A 2,887-nucleotide genomic window follows, 5' to 3' on the forward strand; every position below is an offset into this window, starting at 1 on the left:
TACATGGTGTCGAGCATATCCTGGGCCAGCGTGCGGATTTCATCGTCGATTTCCACGATCGGATCGGCAACGGCGCGCAGGCGCGCATCGGGAAGAACGAGGATGGGGCGGATGGCCATGGCAGATGTCCGAAGAATGGGATTTGCCTCTCGATATGGTATTTCCGCGCGCCGGGTCAACTCTCGTCCTGGCTTTGAATGGAACATTCCGCGAACAAACGAATCGCGCTAAGAAGGAAGCATGGACAGCGTGCTCTTTTCCCTCGGTGGCTGGGATATTTCCCAGCAATCGGCCCTCTTTGGCGGCGTCATTCTTGCCGCGCTGGCGGGGCTCGGCCTCATCTTGCGGGCCATGGGCCGCGGCGCCGAGGACGCCCGCCGGGCGGCGCGGGAGGCGACAGAGGAGTTGCGCGGCAATTTCCAGAGCCAGATCGCCGAGCGCGACGCCCGCATGCGGGAAATGGAAGCTCAAATCCTCAAGGAAAGAGAACGACTTAACGACCAACTCGAAGCCGAGCGCGGCAAGAGCAGCGATCTTTATGCCGAGCTTTCGGCACTGCGCGCGCGGCTGGCCGAGCAGGTCAAGCAATCGGAAGCCAACCTCGCCCGCTTTGTCGATGCGCGCCAGCAAATGACCGATGAATTCAAGGCCATAGCCGGCGACGTGCTCAAGAGCCATGGCGAGACTTTTTCCAAGCAGAACCGCGAGCAGGTGGACGTCCTGCTCAAGCCGCTTCAGGAAAAGATCGGCGAATTCCACTCCGGCCTGCTCAAGGACCGGGCCGCAATGAGCGAACAAATCCGCGCCCTGGCCGAGAGCAATCTGCAAATCACCACCGAAGCGCAGAACCTCACCCGCGCGCTCAAGAGCAATGCCCAGACACAGGGCGCCTGGGGAGAAATGATTCTCGCCACCATTCTCGAACGCTCGGGACTGCGCGAAGGCGAACAATATATAACACAGACCAGCCATAGCGGGGATAACGGGGCGCGGCTGCGCACCGATGTGGAAGTGCTGATGCCCAATGACGACCGTCTGGTCATCGATTCCAAGGTGTCGCTGACCGCGTTCGAGGCCTATACCAATGCCGAGGACGACATGCGCGAACAGCATTTGCAGGCGCATGTGCTTTCGGTGCGCACCCATATCAAGACGCTGGGCGAAAAGGCTTATCATCGCCACGCCCAGAGCAGCCTCGACTATGTGATGATGTTCGTGCCCATCGAATCGGCGCTGGCGGCGGCGATCCAGGCCGATGGCAAGCTGGTGGATTACGGCATGAGCCAGGGCGTGATGCTGACCACGCCGACCACGCTGATGACCGTGCTGCGCACGGTGCGCAATGTGTGGGACATCGAAAAGCGCCACCGCAATGCCGATGAAATCGCCGAGCGCGCCGGGGCTCTTTACGAGAAAGTGGCCGGTTTCCTCTCCAGCATGGACCGGCTGGACGGGCATCTGGACAAGGCGCGGCAGAGCTTCGAGGACGCCAAGGGACAACTGTCCAGCGGGCGGGGCAATGTGGTGCGTCAGGTGGAAATGCTGCGCGAGCTTGGCGCCAAGACCAATCGCAGCCTGCCTTCCGGCTGGGATGGCGGGGAGGAGGAAACCCCGTCCCTGCGACTGGTCGAGCCGGGCGATCTGTCCTGATCGATCACTTATGCCCGATGGATGAACCCGGAGGATACTGCGGCGTTTCCCTTCCATCCTGCGGACCAGATGGAGTGGATAGATGGCCCAGCATCACGACCATCGCGGCACGATGGTGCCGCAGCGGACCAGTTTCGACAATGCCGACCAGCCGGGGATAAGCCAGCCCTATAGCCAGAGCGAGATCGAGGATCTGCTTTACGGCGAGGACCGTTCCGCCAGCGAGCGGCTGGCGCGGCTGCGCGAATTGCGCGACGAGGCGGCGGCGCGGGAAAGCGGCGATCTGGGTGGGGACGACCCCGGCGCCATGCTGGAGGAAATCGACCGGGCGATCGACGAATTGAGCGCGACCATGGCCAATGCCGAGGACAACAGCGCTTATGCCGGGCTCGACACCAGCTTCGACAATGACCCGGAGGACCGGCTGGACCTGCTGTCGCCCGATGACGAGGAGGCGCGGCAAGCCATTGAAGGGGATGAGGATTCTTTTGTCGAGGACGACGAAGATGCCCTGCTTGAGGAACGCGAGTGGGATGGGGGCCCGGAATTCCGCCCCGACCCGGACCTGCACTAACCCGCAGAATTGGTATAAGGCCCCCTCACCCGGCGCTGCGCGCCGACCTCTCCCCCGACGGGAGAGGTTAAGAGGGCTCAGCGTCTCCGCAATTTTCCACAGGCCCTGCAACATGCCGGCTCAGGGCCGGCATGACAGGTGCGGGGATGGTTTAATTAAATCAGATTTCGGTGCGGGCGCGCAGGGCCTGGCTCAATGTGCCCTCATCGAGATAATCGAGTTCGCCACCCACCGGAACGCCATGGGCGAGACGGGTGACGCGGACGGCGGCGCCGGCCAGACGGTCGGTGATGTAATGGGCCGTGGTCTGGCCTTCGACGGTGGCGTTGACGGCGAGGACAATCTCGGAAAATTGAGGCGCACGAGCCACTAAGGCGTCGATGGCGAGGTCATCGGGGCCAATGCCGTCAAGGGGGGAGAGCACCCCGCCCAGCACATGGTACTTGACCGCGCCGACCCCGGCGCGCTCCAGCGCCCAGAGGTCGCCGACATCCTCCACCACGATCAAAATGCCGGCGTCGCGGCGCGGGTCGGTACAGATCGAACACGGGCTGGCCGTATCGATGTTTCCGCAAATTTCGCAGGTCCTGACGGCACTTACGGCGCGATCGAGCGCGGCCGAAAGCGGAATCATCAGCTGCTCTTTTTTCTTGATGAGCTGGA

Annotated in this window: 4 protein-coding genes; 2 read left to right on the top strand and 2 right to left on the bottom strand. The window is 62.6% G+C overall.

From position 1 onward, the window contains the following. Positions 1–206 (bottom strand): peptide deformylase (locus VDP82_RS16580; RefSeq protein ID WP_323015935.1); only part of this gene is annotated, 206 nt, incomplete at its 3' end. Positions 207–240: 34 nt separating this feature from the next. On the opposite strand from VDP82_RS16580, the gene rmuC reads away from it, so the two are divergent. Both rmuC and VDP82_RS16590 read left to right on the top strand, forming a co-directional pair. After that, on the top strand, positions 241–1,650 hold the full coding sequence (gene rmuC, locus VDP82_RS16585; RefSeq protein ID WP_323015936.1) for a DNA recombination protein RmuC: 1,410 nt from the start codon (positions 241–243) through the stop codon (positions 1,648–1,650). A gap of 82 nt (positions 1,651–1,732) precedes the next feature. Beyond that, positions 1,733–2,224 (top strand): hypothetical protein, encoded by a 492-nt coding sequence (locus tag VDP82_RS16590; protein WP_323015937.1) that lies wholly within the window; start codon positions 1,733–1,735, stop codon positions 2,222–2,224. Between the two features lie 160 nt (positions 2,225–2,384). Here VDP82_RS16590 and recR read toward each other — a convergent pair. Then, positions 2,385–2,887 (bottom strand): recombination mediator RecR (recR, locus tag VDP82_RS16595; RefSeq protein WP_323015938.1); only part of this gene is annotated, 503 nt, incomplete at its 5' end.

This window comes from Devosia sp. (assembly GCF_034675085.1).
In the GTDB taxonomy this organism is placed as follows: domain Bacteria; phylum Pseudomonadota; class Alphaproteobacteria; order Rhizobiales; family Devosiaceae; genus Devosia.

What these genes read in the sequence shown, in the direction of transcription:
- VDP82_RS16590 (WP_323015937.1), top strand. Translation starts at nt 1,733, where the DNA reads ATGGCCCAGCATCACGACCATCGCGGCACGATGGTGCCGCAGCGGACC.
- rmuC (WP_323015936.1), top strand. Translation starts at nt 241, where the DNA reads ATGGACAGCGTGCTCTTTTCCCTCGGTGGCTGGGATATTTCCCAGCAA.